Source organism: Haloarcula limicola, assembly GCF_010119205.1.
In the GTDB taxonomy this organism is placed as follows: domain Archaea; phylum Halobacteriota; class Halobacteria; order Halobacteriales; family Haloarculaceae; genus Haloarcula; species Haloarcula limicola.
The window spans coordinates 185,133-204,594 of sequence record NZ_WRXM01000002.1; the positions used below are offsets into that span (position 1 = coordinate 185,133).

The window sequence follows — 19,462 nt, forward strand, 5'->3', positions numbered from 1 at the left end:
CGGTTCTACCGTCGAGAGAAGATCCCGGAGTGACGACGCCGTCACTCCAACAGCGGCGTCCCGTCCGCCTTCGGGCCGAGCGTCGGTCCCACGACGTCGGCGTCCGAATCGACGACCCGGCGCTGGCGATAGTCCGTCGAGCGCTCGACGGGCGTCCGACCGAGCGCGGTTATCATGTCGACGTACTCCCGCACCGAGCGGAACTCCCCGTAGCCGCCGCCGGCGCGTTTGGTGATCTCCTCCGAGAGGATAGTCCCCATGAAGTCGTCCGCGCCGCAGTTGAGCATCTTCAGCCCCCGTTCGTCGCCGTATTTCACCCACGATGACTGGATGTGGTCGACGTTATCGAGGAAGAGCCGCGAGACGGCGATCATCAGCTCGTCTTCGTCGGCGCTGGCCCCTCCCTCGACCATGTCTCGCTCGTACAGCGGCGTCTCCTGATGGATGAACGAGAGCGGGACGAACTCCGTGATCGCGCCGGTCCGCTCCTGTAGCTCCCGTATCGTTTGGAGGTGCATGACGCGGTGTCTCGCGTTCTCGACGTGGCCGTACATGATGGTCGCCGTCGTGTCGAGCCCAACGTTCGCGGCCGCCTCCATCGCCTCGACCCACTCGCCGCTGTCGATCTTGCCCGGACAGATGACCTCCCGGACCTCGTCGACGAGGATCTCGGCGGCGGTACCTGGGACGCTGTCGAGGCCGGCCTCTCGCAGCCGCTCGAACACCTCCTCGTAGGACCACTCCGTCCCCCGGCGGGCGTGATAGGCCTCCTCGGGCGTCATCGAGTGGACGTGGACGCCGTCGACGCTCATCGCGCGGATCTGCTCCGCGTAGGTCCCCGGGTCGGTGTCGTACTCGCTCGCGGGCCGGTAGTTCAGGTCGCCCCGTTCGCTCGCTTCGAGTATCTCCAGATGCTCGTCGTCCAGCGCGAGCGCCGGGTGGAGCCCGGAGACGGACGTGACCTCGTAGATGCCGCGTTCGACGGCGTCGGCGACTATCTCGCGGGACTCCTCGGGGGTCTTCGTGAAGCCGCCGTGTTCCTCCTGATAGTCGCTGCGGAACTGCTCGGAGCGGTCCTTGAAGTTACAGAACAGACAGCCCGTGTTGCAGGCCGTCGTCACGTTGTTGTTGAGGTTGGCGACGAACGTCACCTCGTCGCCGACCACCTCGGCGCGCCGCCGGTCGGCGGCCTCCAAGACCAGCTCCTTCCGGCGGTCGTCGATGCCCGCGCGGTCGGTCCCGGTCGTGATGAGTTCGACGCCGTCGTCGACCGTCAGGCGTTCGCCGTTCCGGGCCTTGGCCAGCGCGTTCTCGAAGGACTGGTCGGTCGCCGGTCGGTGAGCGAAGTCGAATTCCCCGCCGTGCTGTCGCGCGTCGAAGGCGTCCGACATTTGTCTATCGGACGACGACGACGGCCAAAAGCGTGTGGGTCGGCGGCGAGCCTGGCGGCGATCGGCCGGTTCGACGGGTCTCTCGCCGCGGTCCGGCTCACTCCGAGGGCAGGAGACCGACGCCGAGACCGGCCGTCTCGGCGACGACCCACGCGACGAACAGGACGTACGCGCCGAGCAGCGCGTACGACTCCGCGCCGCTCAGTTCGAGGTCCGTCCGCAGGGCGGTGAACAGCAGAATCGTCGCCAGCGTGAGGACGCCGAACATCGGGACCGCCATCGCGAAGTCGACGGTCCAGACGCCGGCGATGAGCACGCCCATCGGGATCGCGACGAGCAGGTCGAAGGTGTTCGACCCGAGGACGTTCGCCAGCGAGGCGACGCCGCGGTTATCGCGAGCGGCGCGGACGCTGACGAGCGTGTCGGGGAGGCTCGTCGCGGCGGCGAGAATGGTCACGCCGAGCAGGAACTCGTCGGCCCCGATCGCCCGCCCGATGACCTCGACGGAGTGAACGAGGCTCTCGACGGCGACGAGGATGACCGCCAGCCCCGCCAGGAGGTAGAGCCACTGTCGGCCGACGGCCACGTCGCCGGCCCCGCTCCCCTCGGCCTCGTGGTCGGCCGTGTCCTGGTACTGGATGAAGACGTAGAGACCGTACAGCGCCAGCGGGATGAGCGCCAGCGGCCGAGTGACCGCTCCCGAGAGCGCCGCCTCGCCGGGGTAGTAGATGACCGCGAGCGCGAACGTGATCAGCAGCACCGAGACGGCGAGCATGTAGAACTGCGCCTCCTTGTAGACGAGCGTCCGGTTCGACTCGATGTCGTCGGTAGTAGCGATGCCCGCCGCGGCCGGAATGACGAGGACGTTGAAGATGGCCGACCCGACGATCGCGCCGACGCCGAGCGGCATCGATCCGCCCAGCGCCGCCACGACGACGGTCGCGAGTTCCGGAAAGCTCGACCCGACGGCGACGATTATCGCCCCCTGGACCACCTCCGGCAGGCCGTAGTGCGCCGCGAGCCGTTCGCTCGCCGTCTCCAGCCAGTCGCTGCCCTTCCATATCGCCCCCGTCGCCAACAGGATGACGGCCCCCTCGACGAGCAGATTCGCGGTCATGTGGCCGTCGCCACGTCGCCCGGAACAAAGAGGGTTTTCTGTGCGGCCGGATACCAACACATTGGCAGACGGGAATAGTCAATCAATTGTTTAAGGACCAGTCGTATATGTCACCGTTCGGTTCTTCTCTCCAATGGAAGGAAACAATCGTTCGATCCGAGACGGTGACGTGCAGTATTCGGGTAGCGACGCCCCGACACCGACCGACGACCCGGCAGCCGTCGAGTCGGCGCTCGTCGCGTTCGTCCGTGATCGGGTCGAAGCGGCGGGCGCAGCGGGCGTCGTCGTCGCCATGAGCGGCGGGCTCGATTCGACGGTAACGGTAGCGCTGGCCGTCGAAGCACTGGGGAGCGACCGCGTTCTCGGCCTCGCCCTCCCCTGTCACAAGACCGACGCCTCGGCGGCGATGGAGGCCGGGGCGGTCGCGGACCACCTCGACATCGACTTCGAGCGCGTTCACCTCCGACCGCTGCTCCACCAGTTCGACCAGAGCGTCGCCCCGCTACTGGACCCCGAGGAGACGGACGAGACGACGCCGACGGTCGACCGCGCGCTCGGCAACGCCGTCGCTCGCTTCCGTATGGTGTGTGCGTACTACGCCGCCAATCGGACGAACCGCCTCGTCCTCGGTACGGCGAACCGCTCGGAACTCCTGTTGGGCTACCTCACGAAGTACGGCGACGGCGCGGCGGACCTCTGTCCGCTCGGCGACCTCTACAAGACGGAGGTCCGGGACCTCGCGGAACACCTCGGCGTCCCCGAGCGCATCGTCGAGGCGGAACCGACCGCCGGCGACTACCCCGCCCAGACCGACGCCGCCGACCTCGGCGCGCCCTACGAGACCATCGACCCATTCCTCGAACGTCTCGTCGATCGAGGCCTCCCGACCGCGGCGGCCGCGGAGGGGCTCGATCTGGATTCGGAGACGGCCGAACGACTGGCGAGAATGTACCGACAGTCGGCGCACAAGCGAGCGGTCCCGCCGACGCCGGGGCTCTCCGGTCGGTCGCGCCGGCCCTCCTCGTTCAGTCGCAAGTGAAAACGTCTTTGTCCCCCCATGCGAAGCGACGCCAATGACGAGCGTCAAGGAGTTTCGCGTAGACGAACCCGCGACGGCCACGGACCTCGGCCGCGGGGCGTTCGTGTTCACGGACGACTACTCGGTGTTCGACTGGGGGAAGATGCCGGACCAGATCCCGCAGAAGGGGGCCTCGCTGTGCTCGATGGGGGCGTTCAACTTCCAGCTGCTGGAGGAGAACCACATCCCGACCCACTACGAGGGCGTCCGCGTCGGTGTCGGCGACGAGGTGCTGGACCTCGGAGAGGCGCTCTCGACCGGCGAGGTGCCGTCGGAGATGGTCATCTCGCTGACGCAGGTGCCCGACCTCCCGTTCGAAGACGGAGCGTACGACTACGAGGCGTTCCACGACGACGCCGGGCAGAACTACCTCGTCCCGCTGGAAGTCGTCTTCCGCAACCGCGTCCCGGTCGGCTCCTCGCTGCGGTCGCGCACGACCCCGAGCGACCACGGACTGGAGTACGACGAGTGGCCCGTCGAACCCGTCGACCTGGACGAACCCATCGTCGAGTTCTCCACGAAGTACGAGGAACAGGACCGCTATCTCTCCCGCGAGGAGGCCGACCGCATCGCAGGCGCGGCGGACATCGACCAGTTGGCCGAGCTCGCGCTCGCGGTCAACCACATCGTCACCGACCAGGCCGCGGAAGCCGACCTCGTCCACGAGGACGGGAAGATAGAGTGCCTCTATCACGAGGGCCAGGTCCGCGTCGCCGACGTCGTCGGCACCTTCGACGAGAACCGCTTCTCCTACGACGGCCAGCAGGTCTCGAAAGAGGTCGTCCGCCAGTATCACAAACACACCCAACCCGAGTGGGTGGACGCCGTCAGCGACGCCAAGCGCCGGGCGAACGAGGAGAACGTCGCCGACTGGAAATCCCTCTGTGAGCGCTCGCCGGAACCGCTCGACGACTCCGTCGTCGCGGCCGTGCGCGACCTCTATTGCGCCGGGACGAACGCCTACGTTGGCGGCGATGTCTTCGACGCCCCGCCGCTTCCCGAGGCCGTCGACGCCGTCCGGGACTTCTAGGCGATATCGCGGCTCGTATCGACCACGACCCGCTCCGTGAGTTCCAGTCGCATCGCCTCGGTCAGCGCCGGACCGCCGCGGAACTTCGGGACCGATAACCGATTCTCGACCCGCTCGCCGTCGACGCGCGTCCGTAAGTCGAAGACGGCGTCGGCCATGTAGAGCGTCCGGTCGCGCTGTTCGGGCACGTCTCCGCCATCGAGGCAGTGCAGGACGGCGACGCTCCCGGTTTCGAGCAAGCGACCGCGGAGCGTGACGAGGAACTCCCTGAGCTGTGCGGGGTCGCGCCGCTCGATGACGTCCATCGGGTCGACGACGACGACCGACGCCGAGTCGAAGCGGCGGACGTATTCGAGGGCGTCCGTCAGCGGGGTGTCGCGGTCCACCGCGTGGACGTTGACGCGCGTGAGGTCGCAGCCGCTGTCCTCGATCGCCGTCCGCACCGACAGCGTCGTCCGTTCGGCGGTGAGATAGAGGGTCTGCTGTTCCGCTGCCATCCCGTAGAGCAACAGCTCGGACTGGCTGGCCGGCGGCGCGGTGAGCGCGACGATGCTCCCCGCCGGGATCCCGCCGCCGAGCTCTCTGTCGAGCGGGGCGATACCGGTTCGATAGCGGTCGGTCGTCTGTGACACGGCTGACGACAGTCGCAGCCGTTGGGGTATTGTAACGCGTCGTCTACGGCCTCGGACTTCCCGTACAAAGAGCGCGAGCGCCGCGTTAGCCGCTCGCTTCCGCTCCGCAGGCGGGGACTTCCGTAGTGTCGGGACGCTCGTCGTGATCCGTTCCGCTCGAATCACGCGTCTCACGGGTCACTTCGTTCCCCGTTCGACATTCGAGGGGCTTCCGGTCAGCCCCTCGCTAGTCGTCCGCTTCGGCCTCAGACTCCGGTTCCTCGCCGGCCACGAACTCGCCGAGGCCGTCGATAGGGCGGTCCGGGTTCTCGTCGTCAAGCGTCTCGGGTGCGCCGAGTTGCACGTCGGTCTCCTCGGGGTCGCGGAGCTTCGTCCGGCCGCGGTGGACCGTCACCTCGTCGTTGAGGTGGAGCTTGATGGCCTCGATGAGCGCCTCGGCTTCGAGCGGCTGGCCGAGCCGCTGGAGTTCCTCCTCGGTGGCGTCGTCGGGGACGTTGAACGCCCGCTGGGTGATGATGGGCCCCTGATCTAAGTCGGTCGTCACGTAGTGAGCGGTGACGCCGGCGATGCGGACGCCCTCCTCGATGGCCTGCATGTACGCCGACGCGCCGGGGAAGGCGGGGAGCAGGCTCGGGTGGACGTTGATGATGCGGCTCTCGTAGCGAAAGACCACGTCCGGGGAGAGGATGCGCATGTAGCGGGCCAGCGCGATGAGGTCGGCGTCGTACTCCGCGAGCAGTTCGAGCAGTCGCTCCTCGTCGGGCGTGCCCTTCTCGTCGCCGATGTCGTGGAACGGCACGTCGTACTTCGCCGCCAGCGGTTCGAGGTCGCTGTGGTTGCCGATGACCACCTCGATGTCCGCGCCGAGGTCGCCGTTGGCCCACGCCTCGAACAGCGCCTCCAGACAGTGCGACTCCTTCGTGACGAGGACGGCGATGGACTGGGTCTCGCGGTCGGCGGGGAACCGGACCTGTACGTCGACGCCCAGCTCGTCGCCCAACTCGGTGAGGTCCTCGCGGAGTTTCTCCTCGGTCGTCACCATGTCGGCGGTGTCGACGTGCATCGTCATCCGGAAGACGCCGTCGCGGACCGCCTGGTCCAAGTCCTCGATGTTGATGCCGCGCTCGAAGAGGAGCGAGGTGACCTCCGCGATGAGTCCCGTGTCGTCGTCGCCGACGACGGTTATCTCGGTGAAGCCGCGAGTCACGCCTGCCACCTCCCTACGGTGTAGCGATTCATTGCCGCTCTCTTCTGCGGGCGCGATGCAAAAGGCTTCGTTTTGGGCGTGGGACCTTGCGGTCCCACGTTATCTGTGAACGGCGACCGGCGGGAGTCGTGAACAGCGCGAGACCGACGGTCTCGCGGAAAGTGCGAGCGGGGAACGAAGTGACCCGCGAGCAGCGTGGAGCCGCAGGCTCCACGGAGAATGCGAACGGTGAGCGGGAACTAGTACGTAATCCGCGACCGCGCGCTGCTCACGGCGACGCAGTCGCCGTTCACCATAGCGCGGAATCGCAGATTCCGCGCTGCTCGCGGTTCGCTACGCTCACCGCTCTCTAACGCGAGACCGACGGTCTCGCGCTGCCCAAGAACACAAGCGTTTTCTCCGCCGCACGCCCGCCACCGAGTAATGACTGCCTTCACCGCCACCGTCACCGTTCGGCTGAAACGCGGGGTCCTCGACCCGGAGGCCGAGACCACCCAGCGACAACTCGAACGCCTCGGGTTCGAACTCGACGACCTGCGGTCGGCCGACCGCTTCGAGATCGACTTAGACGCCGAGGACGCCGCCGGGGCGGCCGAGCGCGCCGAGGAGATGGCCGAGCGCCTGCTGGCGAATCCGACCATCCACGACTACGACGTGGAGGTCGAACGGGCCGAATGACCATCGCCGTTATCCAGTTCGGCGGGTCGAACTGCGACCGCGACTCCGTGCAGGCCCTGGAGTCGCTCGGCTTCGACGCCGAACTCGTCTGGCACGAGGACGGCCTGCCGGCGGACGTCTCGGGCATCATGCTCCCCGGCGGGTTCTCCTACGGCGACTACCTCCGGGCCGGCGCGATGGCCGCTCACTCGCCCATCATGGAAGAGATCCGCGAGGCCGCCGACGAGGGGACGCCCGTGCTTGGCGTCTGCAACGGCGCGCAGATCGGCTGTGAGTCCGCGCTCACCCCCGGCGTGTTCACGACCAACGAGAGCGCGCGCTTCCAGTGCGAACACGTCCACCTCCGCGTCGAGAACGCCGACACGCCCTGGACCAGCCACTACGAGGACGGCGAGGTCGTCGAACTCCCCATCGCTCACGGCGAGGGCCGCTACGAGATCGACGACGAGCGACTCGACGAACTCGAAGCCGACGACCGCATCCTCTTCAGGTACTGCGACGAAGACGGGGAGGTCTCCCCGGAATCGAATCCCAACGGCTCGAAACACGCCGTCGCCGGCGTCACCGGCGAACGCGACCACGTCGCCGTGATGATGCCCCACCCCGAGCGCGCGTCGCTCGAAGACCTCGGTCGCACCGACGGCCGGCCGGTTCTGCAGGGGTTCGCGGACTGACTCCGCGAGAGACGCGTCGCTGCTTTTGCGGTGGCTCCGATGTCGAGCAAAGGATAGGATGGGGCCAGTGGAGCGTGTGACAGGTTCCGCGGCCCCTAGAACATCCTATGGAACCGGAGAGGTAAAAACGCCACCCTACCGGAGTGAAAGTGGAACTGAAACTCTCGGCTCGTTAGGAGCGCCACCAGACTCATCACCGGGAGATACGTACTGTCCGATATGTCTACAGACGAGGCGGGCGAGATGACGGAGACGGCGCGGGTGTGGCTGGTCGAACGGACCTACTCGGACGACGAGCAGAATCTCATCATCCTCACCTACGCGACGCCGGACGGCGAACGCGACTTCCGCAAAGAGCGGGCGCTGACCTCCTACACGGGTGACCACCGCGAGACGCCGGTCTCGATGGAGGTCGAGGTCGGTAATCTCGGGACCGTCGACGACGAGGAGACCCGCGAACGGTACGCGAGCGAAGCAGAACGGATGCGCGAGAAGCACGCGCCCGACGCCACGCTCTGACGGCAGTCCCGGAGGTATCGACGGCGTACGCTCTCTCGCTATCGAGCCAGCGGGAGCGAGTAACTCCGTTCGCGCTCCAGCACGGCGTCCCACGTCGCCTCGCACTCGCAGTCGACCTGCTCGAAGACGCTGGGGTCCTGCCGAAGGTCGAAGTCCTTGATGGCCCGCTGGACGCGGTCGTCGCAGTCGCCGCAGTTGTGCGGGCCGCGGTCGCTGCCGTGACCGACGGGGTCCGAGACGACGATGACGTCCTCGTCGGCGGTCGATTCGAGCACCTCGGCGACCGACCAGAGCCACGGCGGCCGGTAGCCGCCGTCGTGGTACAGCTCCTCGACCATCGTGTAGCGCTGGACGTTACAGGGATTCATCGAGACGGTGTGACAGCCGTCGACGGCGGCGCACCGCCTGACCGATCGTTTCATGTCCTCGACGGCCTCCGACTCCGAGAGGAACGGCGGCTTCATCAGGAGATACGCCTTGATACCGGCACCGGCGTCTTCGGCCTCTTCGCACGCGTCTTCGAAGTCCGCGAAGTCGAAGTACTTGTTCACGCTGTCGTGGCGCACGCGGTCGGTCGCGGTTTCGAGGCCGACGGCCACGTCGGTGTCGAGGCCGACGTCGACGAAGTCGGCGACGCGCTCCGCCTCGACGAAATCGGGCAGGGACTCGACGACGATCCGCTCGCGGTCGGCGAACGTATCGGCGATGGCCCGCCGCGTCTCTGCGGGGACTTCCCGCTCGTCCAGGAAGCTCCCGGAGGTGTAGATCTTGATGAGACCCGACTTCCCGTCGGCGTTCTCGGTCTCGTGGTCCAGACAGTGCTGAATCTGGGCCATCAGGTCCTCGTGGGCGACGCTGCCGCCCTCGACGCTTTCGGCGACGTAGCCGCACATCGTACAGCCGCCGGCGCGCGCCCACCGGCAGCCGCCGGTGTTCAGGATGATCGTCAGGCTCTGGTACACCCCGCTCGGCGTGTTGTCCTCGTCTATCCAGACGCGGGTCGGTTCTCGCGGGTCGTACGTCGAGTCGTTTCGCGAGCGCACCTCGCGCATCACCGAGTTGTGGGCGTCCATGCCCTTGCCCTGCTCGTAGACGTCGGGACTGGGCTTGCTCATTGTGCCGGGGTAACCGACGGGCGCGTAAATCCGCTTCGACCGCTCGCTACCGGGCGTCATCTATTCTTGGGTTTCTAACTATTCGACGATTCGATAGCTGATTTCGAGCTCTCATTCCGTCTTCGGAGATGCATTCTATCGGAATTACATCGTCCGTATGCCCCGATTTCTACCTATCAGGAATCGTCTGTCATGCTAAAACGTAGAGGATTCGTAATTATCCTACTATCGAAAGGAATGTCCGTTCCGACGCTAACCGAGGGAGTAGAGGCTACACTCGTCGCCGATGTATTCGCTACTCTCATCCGCAAGTGAACCGCTGTTCGAAGTCGCTATCGCACTGGGGCTACTCTGTCTCAGTTTCGGAGCGATGCTCGCCGTCCTCACGGGAGCACACCTCCGTTCGAGAGCGATGGACTCTCTGGACGAGCGTTCGGCGGACTGGGAGCGAAACAGGGCCGACTGAGCGCAGATAGCGTTTCTCACCGCCTGTACCACAGCCACGCCGCGCCCGCGAGGCCCGCGCCGACCGCGTTGGCGAGAAAGTCGAGCCAGCTCGTCCCCCGAGAGGGAACCAACCCTTGCAGGAGTTCGATGCCTGCGCCGTAGGCGATAGCGACGCCCGCGAGCGCGGCGACGACGGTGACCTTTCGGGCGGTCCGCCCCCACGCGAGCAACCCCGTGAGCGCCCCGTAGCTGAGCGCGTGAACCCACTTGTCCGGCTGGATGCCGAGCAGCGCCGGAACCTGTCCGCTGGCACCGCTCGGCAGCGGCAGCAGCGACGTGACCAAGAGGAGGGTGGCGAACGCTATCGCGGGCAGGTGCCGTCGCGTCGCCGTCCGAGCCATACAGAGAATTAGCGAGTTCGGGCGATAAGTCGACCGGTCCACGGACCAGTTCTACATCGACCAACGGACCGGCTACAGTTTACCGCTCCTCGACGTGGCGCATCTGGACGGCGATGCCGCGCGTCGAGGACTGCATCTCGGGACCGCTCATCTCCGCGCGGCCGACGCCGAAGGCGGCGTCGCCCCGTACCACCACGTCGTCGCCGACGCGAATGTCGTCGCCGGCGTCGACGATGCCCGGCGCGAGCACCGAGCCGTGGGGGACGAACGGTTCGATCTCGACGGTTTTGGTCGGCACGTCGCTCTCGGCCCAGCGGCGAGCGCCAGCGGTGGTAAACGAGAGGACGCCGTACTGTTGGGCCAGCGTCGCCAGTTGCTCGCCGTCCTCGTCTTCCGCTCGCAGTTGCGGGTACCGCCCCGCGGTCTGGATGTCGGCGAACAGCTCGTCGCCGGCCCCCTCCCCGAACTGATAGTCGGCGACCGCTCGGATGGTGTTGGCCTCGCGGGTGGATTTCCGGTAGGTGTCCCACCCTTCGAGTTCGGCCGCGAGGTTCCCGAGCGAATCGGCCGTCGTTGGGTGGTCGGAGACGGTGTAGGTGAAGTCGAGACCGAGCGAGTCCTCGACGCGTTCGCAGATGTCGCGGTAGCCCTCGCCGGGGACGTGGGCGATTATCTCGGGGTAGTCGGCGTCTTCGAGGTAGCGTTCGAGCACTCGGGAGACGAACTCGATCTCGTTGGCGCTCCAGCGGCCCGTCACCACGGAGTCGTAGTGCTGGGCGGGGTAGGTGAGTTCGAGTTCCTGGGGGACGACGCCGATCGGCGAGGTCATCGAGACCATGTGGGCGCGCCAGTGGACGGCGTCGTGGTACTGCTTGTGGCTCTGTGAGTCGCTGTAGGGTTTGCGCGCCGAGCAGGGGACGATGACCAGCGGCCGGTCGTCGAACCGCGGGACGTAGCGCTCGGTGACGCGCTGGGCGAAGCGCTGGATCTCGACGCGCCGGATGGCGTCCTCGGTGGCCGCCGAGAGCTGCGCGCGCCGAATCAGGGGCGTGCGCTCTTCGACGTAGCCGTACTCCTGGTCGAGTCGGCGTACCGTCGCCGTCAGCCAGTTGTCCTGGCGGGCCTGTCCCTCGACGTAGTCGCGCAGGCGGCCGTCCCGAATCCGGCGACGGACCCGCCGGAGTTCCGCCGCGAGCGCGTTGACGTTGTGGGCGACGCAGTCCTCGCGGGTGAACTCCTCGCGGGGCACCTGACAGGCGGGACACGAACAAGGGAATTCCTCCAGGTCTTCGAGGAAGTACGCCTCGTCGGTCGTCAGGTAGCGGCCCTCGGTCCCGCGAATCACGGCCCGGTCCGGGTCCACCAGATCGACGCCCGCGTAGACGAGCGTGGCGACGTTGCGCGGCGTGGCGACGCCGGGGAGGTACAGCGCGGTATCGGCGGGCGTGCTCTCGCGCGTGGTCGTCACGGCGTCGACGAACGCCGCTGCATGGCCGACGTACCCCGGCGCGCCCGAGAGGACGTAGGCGTCGCTGCCGTGGTCGGTCGCGGTTCGCGGCGAGACGACGGCGGCGCTCGGGTAGTCCACGTCGGGGTAGGAACCGGCGAAGGCGTCCTCGACCTCGTCGGGCGTCCCGGCCGGTAGCCCTCGATGCGGGAGTATCGTCACCTGCGAATCGTCGCCCTCGGGTGCCTCCTGTGCCTCGGCCCAGAGCCCGCCCGCGTCGGCGAGAACGGCGTGGACGTCGCCGGGAGTCGTCGCGTCAGCGCCGTCCACCAGCGCCGGCGTCGTCACGGACTCGGCGAGGCGCAACTCGCCCAGTCGCGCGGCCCCGTCGCGCTCGTGGACCTCGAAGTAGTCGGTCATGCGGAGTCGTCGGCCGCGCGCGACCAACTATCTTGCCTTTGGACCGGCAACAGTAATCCCCGTCGCGTCCGAAGGCGGAGGTATGCGGGTCACTGTCTACGGCCAACTTCGAAGCGCCACGGGCGAGAAGACGGTGAGCGTCGACTTCGAGGGCGGGACGGTCCGCGACGCGCTGTCGGCGTTCGCCGACGAGTATCGGCGGGCCGAACGTCAGCTCTTCGAGGGCGACGACGTCGCGCCGAGCGTCCGTCTGGCCGTCGACGGGGAGGCGGTCGACCCCGACGACGACTGCCCGCCCGACGCCGAACTCGCCGTCCACCCGCCGATGCGGGGCGGGTGACCGTGCCGTGGGGTTTTGACCGTCGGGCGGTAACCGGGGGACATGGTCGGCTCACGAACCGTCACGGCGCTCGTCGGCCTCCTCGGTAGCGCAGTCGTCACCGCGGCGCTGTGGTGGTACTTCGACAGCCTGTTGATCTTCCTCTTTCTCCCGTTCGTCCCGTTCCTGTTTCGCGGGTTGGGCGGCGAGTCCGAACGCGAACTCCGGGAGTGCCCCCAATGCGGATTCCAGACCGAAGCCGCCGAGTTCGACTACTGCCCGCGGGACGGGACGCGACTGGAACGCCGGCGCTGACTCCCTGCTCTCGCCTGCCGCACGCTCATGCCGCGTTCGGGAGTAGCCGACGTGTGGAGTTAACCGATCTCATCCGGACGGATTCGGGCGCGGCGGCGACGGACGAGTCGACGAGCGACTCGTCGAGGCTGACGCCCGGACGCGCGGCGCTGCTCGGAGTGAAGGGTGGGCTCATCGCCACGGCCGTGATGACGCTGTACCGGCTCCCGCTCTTCCGCGCGCTGCCGCCGACGGCGGAGTTCTGGGCGAAGTACGTCGGGAGCGGGGAGGCCGACGAGTACTTCGCGGAGAGCCTGCTGTTGCACTTCCTCTACGGGGCCGTCGGCGGCGGACTCTTCGGAGTCGGGTTCGGTCGGTTCGACTTCGGCGGGGAGGACGAACGGCTACGCGGCGGGCTCGTCACCGGGTTCGTCTACAGTCTGTTCATGTCAGTGTTCGGGACGACAGTCGTCTTCCCGGTCCTCCTCGACGAGTCCATCGAGCACGACGAGAAGCTCGTCTTCCACGCCGGCCACGTCGTCTACGGCCTGTCGCTGGGAACCTGGCTCGGGTCCCGGAACGCCTTCGGCGAAGTGTACGAGTGAGGAGCTCAGGTGGCCGACTCGTCGTCCGCGATCGAGAGGTCGCCGAGGTCGACGGCCTCCAGTTCCTCGACGGCCGGCGCGTCGAGCACGTCGCCGTCGCAGTCGAAGCGGGAGCCGTGACACGGGCAGTCCCACGACCGCTCCCCGTCGTTCCACTCGACGAGACAGCCCAGGTGAGTGCAGCGAGCGGAGACGGCGCGTAGCTCGCCGTCCGCGTCCCGCGAGACCCCCACTGGCGTCGTGCCGTCCCTGACGACGGTCCCCTCGCCCCGGCCCAGCGACTCGACCCTCTCGGCCGGCGACGGTTCGAGGCGGTCCCCGACGAAGTGCCGCATCGAGTCGGCGTTGTAGTGGAGGAACGCCCGCATCGACGCGCCCACCTGCAGGCGGTTCGGGTCGTAGACGTCCCGCCATGACGGCTCCCGACCGAGGACGAGTTCGGAGAGCAGGCGACCGGCGGCGACGCCGTTGGTCAGCCCCCAGCCGCCGAAGCCGGTGGCGACGTAGACGTGGTCCGAGCGGGGCGTGTGCGGGCCGACGAAGGGCACCTCGTCGACGGAGGTGTAGTCCTGCGTCGACCAGCGGTATTCGATCGACTCGACGTCGAAGCGCTCGCGGGCCTGCCGTTCGAGCGCCCGATACCGCTCCTCGGTACTGCCGCCCTGCCCAGTCTGGTGGTTCTGCCCGCCGACGAGCACCATCGACTCGTCGCCGCCCGGACGGGGCCGAACCGAGAAGTACGGTTCTTCGGAGTGGTAGTACATCCCCTCGACGGGGTCGTCGCGCACCCGCGCCGCGACGACGTAGGAGCGCTTCGGATACAGGCGGCTGAAGTACAGCGCGCGGTCGACGAACGGGAAGTTGGTCGCCATGACCACGTCGTCGGCGATCAGGTCGCCGTACTCGGTCCGAACGCGGCAGGGCTCCCCGTCCTCGACGTCGAGTGCCTTCGTGTTCTCGAAGACGTAACTCCCGTCGCCCGGGATGTCCCGGGCGAGGGCGAGCAGGTACTTCCGGGGGTCGAACCGGGCCTGCTCGTCGAAGCGAACGGCCGCCTCGACGTCGTAGGGCAGCGGCGTCGATTCCGTGTAGGTGGCCGGGAGTCCCACCCGCCTCGCGGCGTCGACCTCGTCGCGGACGTCCCCGCGACTGTCGCGCGAGGTCGCGTAGGTGTAGGCGGGCGTTCGCTCGAACTCGCAGTCGATGTCGCGGGCCTCGACGGTCGCCTCCACCTCGTCGATGGCCGCCTGATTCGCCTCGGCGTACTGTCGGGCCTCCGTCGCGCCGAAGTGCTCGAGTAAGTGGTCGTACCGCAACCCGTGCAGCGAGGTGAGCTTCGCCGTCGTGTGGCCGGTCGTGTCGGTCAGGATGCGATCCCGTTCGACGAGCGCGACGGACTGGCCGGCCGCTTCGAGTCTCGTCGCCGTCGCGATACCGGCGATACCGCCGCCGACGACGACGGTGTCGACCGAGAGGTCGCGCTCCAGTTGGTCGTAGGTCGTCGGCGACGACGCATCGAGCCAGATGGATGTCGACGCCTTCGCCGGACCGCCGTCAGAGTCGATGTCGTTTCGTACCATGGACTGTCCGGGACGACAGGAGCGACCGAAAGCGCGCACTCGCTGAGAAACGCCTGCCCGATCGAGCGACGTACGAAGGTTCCAGCGGCTACTATCGTGCCCGGACGTGGTTCGGGTATCGGGCGGAAAAGTCCGAGGCAGGCACGTGCCAGGGTGGGTTTACCGACGAGCGGTGAGCGGGCGCGGCGAGGCTCAGTCTCGTCGCTCGGCCACCAGTACGCCGACCTGATCGGAGACCATCTCGACGGCCGTGACGGCGTACCCGGCGTCGGTGAAGGCGTCCGCGAGCACCCCGACCGTCGCCGGGTCGTCGACCTCGGGGCTGTAGAACGGGTCCTCGGGGTTCGGTTCGCCGAAGAACATCACGTCGCCCAGCACGATTCGGCGCGGCTCCAGCCCGGCGATGACGTCGATGGCCTCGCGCTTCTCGTCGTCGCCCAGGTGGTGCATGGCGAAGTTCGAGGTGACGATATCGACCGGGCCGTCGAAGTTCGGGTCGCGGAACCGGCCCTCGCCGAACTCGACGTTCTCGACGCCCTGCGCGTCGGCTTTCTCGCGGGCCCGTTCGAGCATCCCCCCGCTAATGTCCCGACCGACGACCGAGTCGGCGGCCTCGGCGACGCCGAGGGCGATCGCGCCCGTGCCGGTTCCCAGGTCCAGCACCGCGTCGTCGGGGCGGGGGTCGGCGTGTTCGACGACGAGGCTCGCACAGGCACGGTACTCCGGGGAGTTCTGGCTCTCGTCGTAGTCGGCGGCGTGGTCGGAGAAGCGGTCGGCGTGTTCGTCGAGGGACTTCTTCATACGTGCCGCTACGGGCGGTAGCGTGAAAGGCGTCGCGGACTCGGACGACGCCGGGGGCGGGGTGCCCCAGCGGGATCACGCGCCGGTCGCCGCGCGGGCGACGGCGCGCCGCGGCCGGCTACAGGTCGTACTGCTCGCGGACGAGGTGGTCAAGCCCCCGCGCTTCGAGGCGGTCCATCGGCGCGAGCATCGTCAGCTGGACGACCCCCGGCAGGCGACCGATCTCGACGCCGCCGGTGAACGTACAGCGCGTCCGGACTTCGCCCTCGGACATGTCCAGTAGCGCGCCCGCCCGGTCGAAGGCGTTCTCGGTGGCGTCGTTGACCGTCGCACCGGACCCGACGACCTGTATCGGTCCCATCTCCGTCTCGACGTCGACGCCGTACTCCTCGCCCAGGGCTTCTCCGGCCGCGACGTCCTCGTCGGTGTAGGGCTGGGCGATGTGAGGCAGGTCCTCCTCGTTCGGCAGGAGGACCGGGCCGTCGATGTCCAGTCCCTCGATGACCTCCACCTCGAACTCGGCGCGGCCGCTCACGTCGGTGGTGTGGAGCGCGAGTTCGCCGTCGCCCTGGTTGGCGTGCATGTCGCCGACGTAGATGCCGCCGCCGTCGACCTTCACGGGGCAGAGGAGTATCGCCCCCTCGCGGACGGCGTTGATGTCCATGTGGCCGTCGGTGCGGTCGGCGAGTTCGTCCTCGCTGTCGAGTCCCCAGTCGTGGTCCGCGCCGATGAGGAACTGCCCGAAGTCCCCGGCGTTGTGCGAGTCCGGTAGCTCGATGGGCGGCGTCGTCCCGATGTTGCCGAGGAACGGTCGGAGGTGGCCGAGCGTCCCGGGCATCTCCGAGGGCTCGTACAGCAGGATGGGGTGCTGGCGGGAGTTCTCCGGGAGCGCCATCGCCTCGTCCGCTCGCTCGGCGAGGCCGTGTGCGGCCTCGCTGTCGACCGTCAGCCCGACTTCGCCGTCGTGGTCGAACACCGCGGTGATGCCGTACTCGAAGGCGAACGAGGAGGCGTTGGCACCGCACTCCGCGCAGCGGATCGCCTCCTCGCCGGTCCCCTCGACGACGCTCTCGGGCCACTTGGCACCGCACTCTGGACACTTGTGATCGACGAACGGGTCGTCGCCGAACGCGCCCTCGCGTTCCGCCATCGACCCGGTGCTGGTGGCGACGCTCGTCACCTCGATGTCGCGGATGCGGATGGCGATGGCGTCGCCGACCGCCGCGCCGTCGACGCGGATGGGTTTCGTCACCTCGTGGCCGCCCCGGAACTCCGGGGTTATCATCGGCCCCCAGCAGGCAGGCGGCGTGTGCGTTCTGACCGTTCCGCCGTCGGCGACCGTCCCGGCCCACTCCTGCTCCGGGCCGACCAGTCCGAGCGTGTACTCGTCGACTTCGAGCTCTTGCGTGACTTGCTGTGACATACCATGATTCGGTTAGGTGTAGAACAGGATAAACGTACGCCTCGGGCTCGGTTACGCGAACGGGAAACCGGGGGAAGACGGGACGTTCCCGCTCGCTTCGCCCCTCGTTCCGACTCGAAGCCGCTCCTCTCGGTCACGCGTCCCTCGCTACTCTCTCGCGTGCAGGTCGCGAAGCCGAACCCGCTGCGGGACCCGCTCCAGCGCCGTCGCCGCCCAGTCGTCGTGGACCAGCGTGAACGACACGTCGGGGTGTAACTCGACGAGTCGGGCGACGCCATCGGCCGCGGCCTCCTGGGCCGCCCGGTCTGTCCGGTCGGGGACCTCGGCGGTCAGCGGGTACGTGTCGCCGAGTTCCCGCGGATACGGACCGAACGGCGGCCGGACGCCCCACGTCTCGTCGTAGCGGTCGTTCGACCCGCCCTCGGTCAGCAACACCTCGTCGGCGTCGATATCGAAGCGATCGAGTCGCTCGTGGTGGCGCAACACTTCCGGTCGGCGCGCGCTCTCGGCGGAGGTGTGGAAGAACGTCCCCTTCGAGACGCGGTCGGTGCGTTCGAGTTGCTCGGCGTGGTCCAGTAGCGCGCGGTAGCCGTCGAGCATCGTCGGGTGACCGCGGGCGCGGGCGTCGACGAGTTCCAGCAGCGTCCCCGAGCGGATGGCCTGTCGGACGGTCCGGATCTCGCCGTAGGTGACGTGGAGGTTGTGACGAGCGAGCAGTTCGCCGCGGACCTTCTCGGCCATCCCGGCCAGTTCCGCGGGCGTGTGGTCGGTACAGACCGGGCAGTGACACGGGAAGTACTCCATGTCGTCGAGGTGCTCGGTGCCCCGCACGGTGAGGTAGCGGTCGTCGCGAGCGTACAGCGCGTACGCCGCCGAGTCGAAGAGGTCACAGCCCAGCGCGGCGGCCATCGCGAACATCATGGGGTGGCCCGCGCCGAAGAGGTGGACCGGCCCGGACTCGCCGAGACCGCGCTTGCAGGCGGCGACGACGTCGGCGAGGTCGGCGTAGCGGTACTCGTTCATCAGCGGGACGACTGCCCCGAGCGGGAACACGTCCAGTCCCGTCGACTTGGCGTCTCTCGCGGCCCGTTCGCGAAGGTCGGGATACGTCGACCCCTGGACGGGCGCGGTGACGAGCATTTCGCCGGTGTCCGCGTCGACGGCTCGTTCGAGCCGTTCCTGTGTGGTCGCCAGTTCGGCTTCGGCCTGTTCGCGCTCCACGTCCGGCGGCGTCGGAATGTCCACGGGCGTCCCGATGTCGCTCCCGATATCGCGTTGGAACCGCAGTATCTCCTCGGTCGTCACGTCGATCTCGCCGTACTCCGAGAGCTGGAAGGAGCCGGAGTCGGTCATGATCGCGCCCGAGAAATCCAGCAGGTCGTGGAGGCCGCGGTCCAGCGCGGGGTCGCGGAGATCGTCGGAGCCGTGTAAGATGTAGCTGTTCGTGATGAGGATCTCCGCGCCGAACTCCGCTTCGAGCGTCGACGGCTCGATAGTTTGGACGTGCGGGTTCACCACGGGGAGGATGGTCGGCGTCTCGACGGTGACGCCGGCCCGCGGGACGGTCAGTTCGCCCAGCCGACCCGCGGCGTCGTAGGCGCGGACCTCGAAGTTGGTCATTGTCCGTCGTCGGCGGGGCGCGCGCCTAAGAGTTGTGTTCCGGGTCGAGAACTCACCGCTCGAACAGCGCGTAGTACATGACGCCGACCGCCGAGCGACCGTCGCGGAGGTCCCCCGACCGGACGCTCTCGACCAGTTCGTCGAACGCCGTCGTCTCGACGCGGATGGACTCGTTGAAGTCGAGGTCCTGTTCGGCACTCGGTTCACAGCCCTCGGCGACGAAGTAGTGAAAGACCGAGTCGGCGTAGCCGTTTGCCGGTTCCGCGGTGTAGAGATGCGATACCGAATCAGCCTCGTAGCCGGTCTCCTCGCGGAGCTCCCGGTCAACGGCGGCCGCGGGTTCGTCGTCGTAGCCCTCCATGCTCCCCGCCGGGAGGCCGCGGTTGAGTCGGTGGACGGCCTGTCGCCACTCCTCGATGACGACCACGTCGCCGTCACCGGTGAACGGCAGTATCACGACGCTGTCGCCCTCCCGCAGGAAGTCGAAGTCCGTCTCGCTCCCGTCGGGGAGGCGAACGTCCTCGTGAACCACGTCGAAACCCGGACAGGAGTAGGCCGTTTCGGCCGCGAGCGTCTCCCAGGCGAGGTCGTCTGACATACCGGGGCTGGGGCCGGGACCGCCAAACCGGTGACGGTCCCGGCCACAAAGTGTACCCGTCTCCCG

General features: G+C 67.9%; 20 protein-coding genes. 8 read left to right on the forward strand and 12 right to left on the reverse strand.

Annotation, left to right across the window (positions count from 1 at the left end; genetic code table 11):
* Positions 1 to 41 precede the first annotated feature (41 nt).
* Positions 42 to 1,391, reverse strand: coding sequence for a 7,8-didemethyl-8-hydroxy-5-deazariboflavin synthase subunit CofH (gene cofH / locus GO488_RS10415; RefSeq protein ID WP_162317764.1), 1,350 nt, complete (start codon positions 1,389 to 1,391; stop codon positions 42 to 44).
* A gap of 97 nt (positions 1,392 to 1,488) precedes the next feature.
* Entirely contained in the window at positions 1,489 to 2,508 is a 1,020-nt protein-coding gene (locus GO488_RS10420; RefSeq protein ID WP_162317765.1) for a sodium:calcium antiporter, read from the reverse strand.
* A 133-nt stretch (positions 2,509 to 2,641) separates the two neighbouring features.
* Here GO488_RS10420 and GO488_RS10425 point away from each other — a divergent pair, with 133 nt between their 5' ends.
* Both GO488_RS10425 and GO488_RS10430 read left to right on the forward strand, forming a co-directional pair.
* Positions 2,642 to 3,547 carry an NAD+ synthase gene (locus tag GO488_RS10425; RefSeq protein ID WP_162317766.1) on the forward strand — a complete coding sequence of 302 codons (906 nt, stop codon included), beginning with the start codon at positions 2,642 to 2,644 and terminating at the stop codon, positions 3,545 to 3,547.
* A 34-nt stretch (positions 3,548 to 3,581) separates the two neighbouring features.
* Positions 3,582 to 4,616, forward strand: coding sequence for a phosphoribosylaminoimidazolesuccinocarboxamide synthase (locus GO488_RS10430; RefSeq protein WP_162317767.1), 1,035 nt, complete (start codon positions 3,582 to 3,584; stop codon positions 4,614 to 4,616).
* Here GO488_RS10430 and GO488_RS10435 read toward each other — a convergent pair.
* Together GO488_RS10435 and GO488_RS10440 are read right to left on the reverse strand one after the other, a co-directional pair.
* Positions 4,613 to 5,248, reverse strand: coding sequence for an RAD55 family ATPase (locus tag GO488_RS10435; protein ID WP_162317768.1), 636 nt, complete (start codon positions 5,246 to 5,248; stop codon positions 4,613 to 4,615). The genes GO488_RS10430 and GO488_RS10435 overlap by 4 nt on opposite strands.
* Positions 5,249 to 5,474: 226 nt before the next feature.
* Entirely contained in the window at positions 5,475 to 6,464 is a 990-nt protein-coding gene (locus GO488_RS10440; RefSeq protein ID WP_162317769.1) for a formyltetrahydrofolate deformylase, read from the reverse strand.
* Between the two features lie 414 nt (positions 6,465 to 6,878).
* On the opposite strand from GO488_RS10440, the gene purS reads away from it, so the two are divergent.
* From purS to GO488_RS10455, 3 genes are all read left to right on the forward strand, one after another.
* Positions 6,879 to 7,133, forward strand: coding sequence for a phosphoribosylformylglycinamidine synthase subunit PurS (gene purS, locus GO488_RS10445; protein ID WP_162317770.1), 255 nt, complete (start codon positions 6,879 to 6,881; stop codon positions 7,131 to 7,133).
* Positions 7,130 to 7,807, forward strand: a complete 678-nt coding sequence (purQ, locus tag GO488_RS10450; RefSeq protein WP_162317771.1) for a phosphoribosylformylglycinamidine synthase I — start codon at positions 7,130 to 7,132, stop codon at positions 7,805 to 7,807. The genes purS and purQ overlap by 4 nt, the downstream gene beginning before the upstream one ends.
* 219 nt (positions 7,808 to 8,026) lie before the next feature.
* Entirely contained in the window at positions 8,027 to 8,326 is a 300-nt protein-coding gene (locus tag GO488_RS10455) for a DUF7967 family protein (RefSeq protein WP_367398176.1), read from the forward strand.
* A 38-nt stretch (positions 8,327 to 8,364) separates the two neighbouring features.
* On the opposite strand, the gene GO488_RS10460 is transcribed toward GO488_RS10455, so the two are convergent.
* The 3 genes from GO488_RS10460 to arcS all read right to left on the reverse strand — a co-directional run bounded on the left by GO488_RS10460 (position 8,365) and on the right by arcS (position 12,156).
* Entirely contained in the window at positions 8,365 to 9,441 is a 1,077-nt protein-coding gene (locus tag GO488_RS10460) for an archaeosine biosynthesis radical SAM protein RaSEA (RefSeq protein ID WP_162317772.1), read from the reverse strand.
* Positions 9,442 to 9,923: 482 nt separating this feature from the next.
* Positions 9,924 to 10,289, reverse strand: coding sequence for a VanZ family protein (locus tag GO488_RS10465; RefSeq protein WP_162317773.1), 366 nt, complete (start codon positions 10,287 to 10,289; stop codon positions 9,924 to 9,926).
* A 79-nt stretch (positions 10,290 to 10,368) separates the two neighbouring features.
* Positions 10,369 to 12,156 (reverse strand): archaeosine synthase subunit alpha, encoded by a 1,788-nt coding sequence (gene arcS / locus GO488_RS10470; RefSeq protein ID WP_162317774.1) that lies wholly within the window; start codon positions 12,154 to 12,156, stop codon positions 10,369 to 10,371.
* An 82-nt stretch (positions 12,157 to 12,238) separates the two neighbouring features.
* Between arcS and GO488_RS10475 the strand changes: the two genes are divergently transcribed.
* Genes GO488_RS10475 through GO488_RS10485 form a run of 3 tightly spaced genes read left to right on the forward strand, consistent with a single transcriptional unit; the run spans position 12,239 to position 13,374 of the window.
* A complete protein-coding gene (locus GO488_RS10475) occupies positions 12,239 to 12,496 on the forward strand; it encodes a MoaD/ThiS family protein (RefSeq protein WP_162317775.1) in 258 nt (85 codons plus the stop codon).
* A gap of 42 nt (positions 12,497 to 12,538) precedes the next feature.
* Positions 12,539 to 12,790 (forward strand): zinc ribbon domain-containing protein, encoded by a 252-nt coding sequence (locus tag GO488_RS10480; RefSeq protein WP_162317776.1) that lies wholly within the window; start codon positions 12,539 to 12,541, stop codon positions 12,788 to 12,790.
* A gap of 53 nt (positions 12,791 to 12,843) precedes the next feature.
* Positions 12,844 to 13,374 (forward strand): hypothetical protein, encoded by a 531-nt coding sequence (locus GO488_RS10485; RefSeq protein WP_206674406.1) that lies wholly within the window; start codon positions 12,844 to 12,846, stop codon positions 13,372 to 13,374.
* A gap of 5 nt (positions 13,375 to 13,379) precedes the next feature.
* On the opposite strand, the gene GO488_RS10490 is transcribed toward GO488_RS10485, so the two are convergent.
* The 5 genes from GO488_RS10490 to GO488_RS10510 form a co-directional block, all read right to left on the reverse strand.
* Entirely contained in the window at positions 13,380 to 14,954 is a 1,575-nt protein-coding gene (locus GO488_RS10490; RefSeq protein WP_162317777.1) for an FAD-dependent oxidoreductase, read from the reverse strand.
* Positions 14,955 to 15,146: 192 nt separating this feature from the next.
* Positions 15,147 to 15,755 carry a class I SAM-dependent methyltransferase gene (locus GO488_RS10495; protein ID WP_162317778.1) on the reverse strand — a complete coding sequence of 203 codons (609 nt, stop codon included), beginning with the start codon at positions 15,753 to 15,755 and terminating at the stop codon, positions 15,147 to 15,149.
* Between the two features lie 118 nt (positions 15,756 to 15,873).
* Positions 15,874 to 17,178 (reverse strand): acetamidase/formamidase family protein, encoded by a 1,305-nt coding sequence (locus GO488_RS10500; protein ID WP_162317779.1) that lies wholly within the window; start codon positions 17,176 to 17,178, stop codon positions 15,874 to 15,876.
* A 147-nt stretch (positions 17,179 to 17,325) separates the two neighbouring features.
* On the reverse strand, positions 17,326 to 18,798 hold the full coding sequence (tgtA, locus tag GO488_RS10505) for a tRNA guanosine(15) transglycosylase TgtA (protein WP_162317780.1): 1,473 nt from the start codon (positions 18,796 to 18,798) through the stop codon (positions 17,326 to 17,328).
* 52 nt (positions 18,799 to 18,850) lie between these two features.
* On the reverse strand, positions 18,851 to 19,396 hold the full coding sequence (locus GO488_RS10510) for an NUDIX hydrolase (RefSeq protein WP_162317781.1): 546 nt from the start codon (positions 19,394 to 19,396) through the stop codon (positions 18,851 to 18,853).
* Between the last annotated feature and the right edge of the window lie 66 nt (positions 19,397 to 19,462).

Excerpts from the sequence above, each read along its gene's own strand:
- cofH (WP_162317764.1), bottom strand. The coding sequence starts at position 1,391 with ATGTCGGACGCCTTCGACGCGCGACAGCACGGCGGGGAATTCGACTTC.
- GO488_RS10420 (WP_162317765.1), bottom strand. The coding sequence starts at position 2,508 with ATGACCGCGAATCTGCTCGTCGAGGGGGCCGTCATCCTGTTGGCGACG.
- GO488_RS10425 (WP_162317766.1), top strand. The coding sequence starts at position 2,642 with ATGGAAGGAAACAATCGTTCGATCCGAGACGGTGACGTGCAGTATTCG.
- GO488_RS10430 (WP_162317767.1), top strand. The coding sequence starts at position 3,582 with ATGACGAGCGTCAAGGAGTTTCGCGTAGACGAACCCGCGACGGCCACG.
- purS (WP_162317770.1), top strand. The coding sequence starts at position 6,879 with ATGACTGCCTTCACCGCCACCGTCACCGTTCGGCTGAAACGCGGGGTC.
- purQ (WP_162317771.1), top strand. The coding sequence starts at position 7,130 with ATGACCATCGCCGTTATCCAGTTCGGCGGGTCGAACTGCGACCGCGAC.
- GO488_RS10455 (WP_367398176.1), top strand. The coding sequence starts at position 8,027 with ATGTCTACAGACGAGGCGGGCGAGATGACGGAGACGGCGCGGGTGTGG.
- GO488_RS10460 (WP_162317772.1), bottom strand. The coding sequence starts at position 9,441 with ATGAGCAAGCCCAGTCCCGACGTCTACGAGCAGGGCAAGGGCATGGAC.
- GO488_RS10465 (WP_162317773.1), bottom strand. The coding sequence starts at position 10,289 with ATGGCTCGGACGGCGACGCGACGGCACCTGCCCGCGATAGCGTTCGCC.
- arcS (WP_162317774.1), bottom strand. The coding sequence starts at position 12,156 with ATGACCGACTACTTCGAGGTCCACGAGCGCGACGGGGCCGCGCGACTG.
- GO488_RS10475 (WP_162317775.1), top strand. The coding sequence starts at position 12,239 with ATGCGGGTCACTGTCTACGGCCAACTTCGAAGCGCCACGGGCGAGAAG.
- GO488_RS10480 (WP_162317776.1), top strand. The coding sequence starts at position 12,539 with ATGGTCGGCTCACGAACCGTCACGGCGCTCGTCGGCCTCCTCGGTAGC.
- GO488_RS10490 (WP_162317777.1), bottom strand. The coding sequence starts at position 14,954 with ATGGTACGAAACGACATCGACTCTGACGGCGGTCCGGCGAAGGCGTCG.
- GO488_RS10495 (WP_162317778.1), bottom strand. The coding sequence starts at position 15,755 with ATGAAGAAGTCCCTCGACGAACACGCCGACCGCTTCTCCGACCACGCC.
- GO488_RS10500 (WP_162317779.1), bottom strand. The coding sequence starts at position 17,178 with ATGTCACAGCAAGTCACGCAAGAGCTCGAAGTCGACGAGTACACGCTC.
- tgtA (WP_162317780.1), bottom strand. The coding sequence starts at position 18,798 with ATGACCAACTTCGAGGTCCGCGCCTACGACGCCGCGGGTCGGCTGGGC.
- GO488_RS10510 (WP_162317781.1), bottom strand. The coding sequence starts at position 19,396 with ATGTCAGACGACCTCGCCTGGGAGACGCTCGCGGCCGAAACGGCCTAC.